Here is a 5,259-nt window from a genome sequence, read left to right as displayed (position 1 = left end):
TGTTGAGGCAGATTTTTGAGTTAGTAAATTCTGTTGTTTAAAGACTGACGATCCTCGCGGAAATCGTCAAGCGGTTGCCAACAGGTTTTCCTGCTTCTTTTTCTATCTTCTTTGAATTCCAGTCACGGTCGTACCTTTCTGTTGTTGTTACTGAATCAGATCAAGATTGGCTGGCCTCGGTCTGGGAAGTGTTGGCAACCGATTTCCGGCATACTGGAAACCGGACAGAAGGTTTCTGATCGTAGTTGTATCCGAAGCAGGAGCGAATCCGTGCCAGCGGCGATTTGACTGCATGTTATTTAAGCAGGTCTTGCGGTGCCTGTTTATTGTGCATTAAATTGGGCTAAATGGGTGGAAAAGTGGCAGTTTTTGGTGCTAATTGTAGGCGGTTTTATATTTTCAGGTCTGGGCTAGACACGTGAAAACAAAAAGTGTTATCATACTGATGTCGACATCGTAGTGATGGCAGTTTTTGGGGAAAGCACAGGTTGTTTTCAACAGACTGTCGAGATGAGTACTCTTTAAATTACCCTCATCCTACAATTTGGCTTCAACCTTTCTGGAAAGGTTACAGGGAAGTATGAGGGTACAGATAACGAAGGATTCGAAAAGAAATGCTTGTATTATCACGTAAGCCCGGCGAGCGCATTCGGATTGGCGATGACGTAACCTTGACGATTGTTCGGATCGGCCCCAATTCGGTGAGGTTAGGTATTGATGCCCCTCGGAGCATGAGCATTGTTCGTGAAGAGTTGTGTATCGACTTTTCTGAACTGCCAGAGACCGAGCAGTTTAAAGAGGAAACTTCCTCGCCTTAAACGGAAGTTCGATTTCTGCTTCCCATCTCAAGACTTCATGTCTTTTTTGATCGTATGATTGTCGATCAGAGTTGCGTTTCCTCATTAATCCCTAAAACTTCGACCACAGAAGCCTCGTGAAATGTGTGCTGATTCTCAGCAACCCGATTCCTCAGCGGCAGCAATCTGTCTGCGCGCGATATTTCAGGGGCGTGTGCAGGGGGTTGGTTTTCGCTATCGCACCTCAAGGCTCGCGCAGCGGCATTTCATCAGTGGCTTTGTCAAAAATTTGAGCGATGGAACGGTAGAGCTGGTGGCCCAGGCCAGTGACAAAGCTGCATTGGATGAGTTTTTCGATGAAATGATGCTCACGTTTGCCACCAATGTGACAGATGTATCGATTCAGGAATTCGCGCCGAACCCGGCGTGGCAGAATTTTGAAATTAAACGCTAACCCTATGCAATTGAGCAGGTTCAAGTTGGTATCAGTCCAATTTGGCAAGTTATAGCGAACGTTCACACCAGATTACGGAAAACACGCGACGAACTGCTTCGCATTCTTTACTTTGCCCACCTTTTCGCGGTAAAGTAGCTACAGCCTGAGGTCGGTTGACGCAGCTTTCTGAAAAATGATTGTTTTTCAGAAGTTCAAAAATAAAACCAACATCCGGCGCAATCTGCTTCGTAAAAGAAGCAAGCGATTTTGCGCCTTGTGATCGCTTAGTCGTAATGTTATCTCTTGTTCTCTTCAATTCATAAAATTACTTGATCGGTGAATATAACAATGGAAAGCCTCCTGGTTTTTTCTGCGGAAACTCCTGACTTGACTGTGCAATGGTGGATCACCGGAATCGGTGTTCTGCTCTATTTTGTGATGTTATTTGGCGGGACTGCCTTCACACAGGCAGGAGTGATTGCCAAAGCCACCACGAAAGAAGCCATCCGTCAGCCGGTCTTTTTGCTGCTGATGGCGTTAGGCCTGATCCTGCTGTTATTGAATACCTTCCTCCCGTTCTTTTCGATGGGAGACGATGTCAAAATGTTAATGGACTGCGGTCTGGCAACCATTTTGATTTGCAGCCTGCTGCTGGCGGTCTGGTCTGCCAGTACCAGTATCGCAGACGAAATTGAAGGGAAAACGGCAATGACGTTGCTGTCTAAACCCATCAACCGCCGTCAGTTCATTGTCGGGAAATATCTGGGCATCCTGAAAGCCGTTGTCTGGTTAATGCTGCCTTTGGTGATCACCTTCCTGTTACTCGTTTATTTCAAGGTGGGCTATGATGCACGGGAAGCCTCCCAGGAAGCTCCCAGCCACGCAGAAAAAATGGCTGCTGTCTGGCTGATTCTGCCGGGTATTCTTTTGATTTATATGGAAGTTGCAATCCTGACGGCAATCAGTGTCGCCATTTCAACCCGCCTGCCGATGATGGTGAATATGATTATCTGTTTTGGGATCTACATCATTGGCCACCTGACCCCCAACCTGGTTCAGGCCAAATCAGAAGGGCTGGAGTTTGTAAAATTCACGGGCCAGTTGATCGCCACGATTCTGCCTAACCTTGATAACTTTAATATGTCGCCAGCGGTTGCAACAGGAACGGTGGTTCCGCCAATATATATCGGTTATTCCGCATTAAGCTGTCTGCTCTATTCCGGGATCGCGATTCTGGTTGCCTTTATCCTTTTTGAAGACCGTGACCTTGCCTGAGCAGCAGGGAACAGGTTTCGTTTATCAATAATTTAAAACAGATTCGGTGGGTCCTGTGTCAAATCGTCAGCCCAACGCATTCCACCGCGCGTTCCCTGCGCGCGAATTCTTTGGTGGGTCTGCCAGATCGATATTGTTCTGGTCACTTTTAAATGGTCTGCTGCTTGCTCTGTTACTGGTCGATTTATTTCTGATCCTCGATTTACTCAACCATCGAGGCCGGATTACCGTCCGGGGAGAACAGAACGTCCTGTACATTCAGGAGCTCAGAGAAGTAGAACCGCTCGTCATCCTGACTGATCAGACGAAGTCAGAAAAGACGCCAGAGAAATCTGAGCCAGAGAAATCTGAGCCCGGGAAATCCAAACCGGAAGCAACCGCAAAGTCATCTGAACCGCAGGTGGTAAACGCGAAAGCAGAGCAGCCTGCCTCCGCTGTTCTTAATACGCTTACTTTGTCGGATTCCGGGATTCTGCCGTCAGTGTGGTGGGCACATTCAAAATATCAATTGGATGGCTTGAAACAACTCTACCAGCGTTTTCCATTGCTTCAGGAAAATCAGTCTGCTTTATTTACACTCGTACTTGTGGCTTTGATTCTAGCCAGCGTCCGGGTATTGATTCGCTGGATATCCCGGCAGCGTAGTTTGAAAATCTCCCATCAGGTATCCATGACTTTACGAAATATGATTCATCGTCAGGCACTGCGACTGGGGCCCGGCGATTTATCAGGTAAAGAAACAGACCAGACTTTCACGTTATTCATCAAAGATGTCGGAACCGTGCAGAGTGGTGTTTTTCAATGGGTCTACCGCCTGTCCCGGCATCCTGTCACACTGCTGATACTGGTACTCTTTACCATCTCGGTTGACTGGAGATTAACACTGCAGTGCATGATACCACTGGCAGCGGCGTGGTATTTTTTATTGCAGTATCGCAAAACTTATGAAAGTCAACATGCTAAAACTCTGGTCGCCATTGAAACCGAATTGTCTTTACTGGCTGAAAACCTGCGCAGCACGCGACTGGTGCGCGGTTATGGCATGGAGACAACAGAACATGAACTTTTTCAGAAGCACCTTGAGAAATATACCGAAAACATTGACAAGTTAAAACGTGTTGAAGGCTGGGGCCATCGCATTGCCCGTGGTCTGGCGGTTTTCTGTTCCTGTCTCGTGTTATTTCTTGTGGGTTACAAAGTATTGGTGAGTCCGGAAAGTTTGCCGCTTTCTGCCGCGGTATTAATCGTGGGGATCTTCGCCTTCTTCTATCTGCCGGTCAATGGGCTCTACGAGCTGATCCCGCTCCGCTCGGAGGCCAATATTGCAGCCAGCTCTATTTATCGGTATCTCAACCAGATTCCCGAAGTCAGTCAGGCAGTGGGGGCCAAGTTTCTGGAGCCATTGTCACAGTCACTTCAATTTGAGAATGTCAGCTACAGTCTGTCCGGACAGGATTCCAAAATTCTCAATGGCTTTGATCTAAAAATTCCTGCAGGAACCAGTACGGCTTTTGTTTCACTCGAAGAACTTGCCCCGCGGGCAGTGACTTTCCTGATTCCTCGTTTTATCGAACCGAAATCAGGGCGGGTTTTGATGGATGGCGAGGACACTGCCTGGGTTACATTGGAGTCGCTTAGAGCCGAGGCCATTATTGTCAGTGGCAATGATCCCTGTCTGACGGGAACCGTCAAAGAAAATATTCGCTGTGGTGATGAACGCTTTTCTCTGCAGGAAATTATTGCGGCTTCCAAGGAAGCACATGCGCATCAATTCATCCAGAATTTACCTCAAGGGTACGAGACCACGCTGGGGCAGAATGGTGAAGAGTTGACGAAAGGTGAAAGCTTCCGGCTGGGGCTGGCACGGGCCGTGTTGAGAAAACCCGCTTTGATGATCATTGAAGAACCGGAGGGGCCGCTCGACGAAGATACGAAAACGCTGCTGGAAGATGCTTACACACGGATATTTCAGAACCGTACGATTCTGATTATACCGTCGCGAATTACGACGCTGCGCCGCGTAGATCAGGTTGTCCTGATTCACGATGGAAAAGTGGAAGCCGTTGACAGTCAGCCGAATCTGTTAAAGAAATCTGCCCGGTATCGACATTGGGAGTACACGCGCTTCAACCAGTTTCGACACACTCAGGAACCGGCAATCGATCGTTGAACCAAAGAAACATTCATGGAAATTCTGCACTCCCCCGTGGTCGAACATGCGATTCGGCTGGCCGCAGTGGCCCATAAATCTCAAAAGCGAAAATCTTCCGGCATTCCCTATATCGCTCACCCGATGAGTGTCTGCCTGATTTTGATGAAGGCCGGTTTTCACGAAGAAGCGATTCTCGCTGCCGCGGTTCTGCACGATGTCGTCGAAGATACCGACCTGACGATCGAACAACTGGCAGAACACTTTTCAGCCGACGTGATTCAGTATGTCAAAGAAATGACAGAAGAAAAAGAATCGAGCGTGGGGAAAAAACGGAGCTGGCGGGACAGAAAACAGGATCATATTGAAGTCATGCAGCAGGCGACTCTGGGAGCCCGTGCGATTGAACTGGCAGATAAACTGCATAATCTGGAAGCGATGCTGTTTGATTTGCAGACGGGAGACAGACAGGAATTCTGGGGACACTTTGGTGCCAGCCCGGCAGAGATTGTGCAATATTATCACTCCATGATTGAAGCCGCCGGTCAGTCTGATCCGCGATTGGAATCGCTGGTACAAAACTGCAATGTGCGACTGGATGA

5 protein-coding genes are annotated in these 5,259 nt (G+C 48.1%); all 5 read left to right on the top strand.

Annotated features, from left to right (window positions below; translation table 11 throughout):
• The first annotated feature begins 614 nt into the window (after positions 1-614).
• Positions 615-818, top strand: coding sequence for a carbon storage regulator (locus Q0294_RS17535; RefSeq protein ID WP_299468048.1), 204 nt, complete (start codon positions 615-617; stop codon positions 816-818).
• Positions 819-939: 121 nt separating this feature from the next.
• On the top strand, positions 940-1,251 hold the full coding sequence (locus tag Q0294_RS17530) for an acylphosphatase (RefSeq protein WP_299468046.1): 312 nt from the start codon (positions 940-942) through the stop codon (positions 1,249-1,251).
• 330 nt (positions 1,252-1,581) lie between these two features.
• On the top strand, positions 1,582-2,508 hold the full coding sequence (locus Q0294_RS17525; RefSeq protein WP_299468044.1) for an ABC transporter permease subunit: 927 nt from the start codon (positions 1,582-1,584) through the stop codon (positions 2,506-2,508).
• Positions 2,509-2,563: 55 nt separating this feature from the next.
• Positions 2,564-4,678: an ABC transporter ATP-binding protein gene (locus Q0294_RS17520; RefSeq protein WP_299468043.1), complete on the top strand. Its 2,115-nt coding sequence runs from the start codon at positions 2,564-2,566 to the stop codon at positions 4,676-4,678.
• 15 nt (positions 4,679-4,693) lie between these two features.
• The coding region (locus tag Q0294_RS17515) for an HD domain-containing protein (RefSeq protein ID WP_299468041.1) at positions 4,694-5,259 on the top strand (566 nt) is incomplete at its 3' end.

The sequence above is a fragment of the uncultured Gimesia sp. genome, assembly GCF_937919775.1.
Classification (GTDB): Bacteria; Planctomycetota; Planctomycetia; order Planctomycetales; family Planctomycetaceae; genus Gimesia.
The sequence above is the reverse complement of the archived record's forward strand: the minus strand, read 5'-3'. Positions and strand labels throughout refer to the sequence as shown.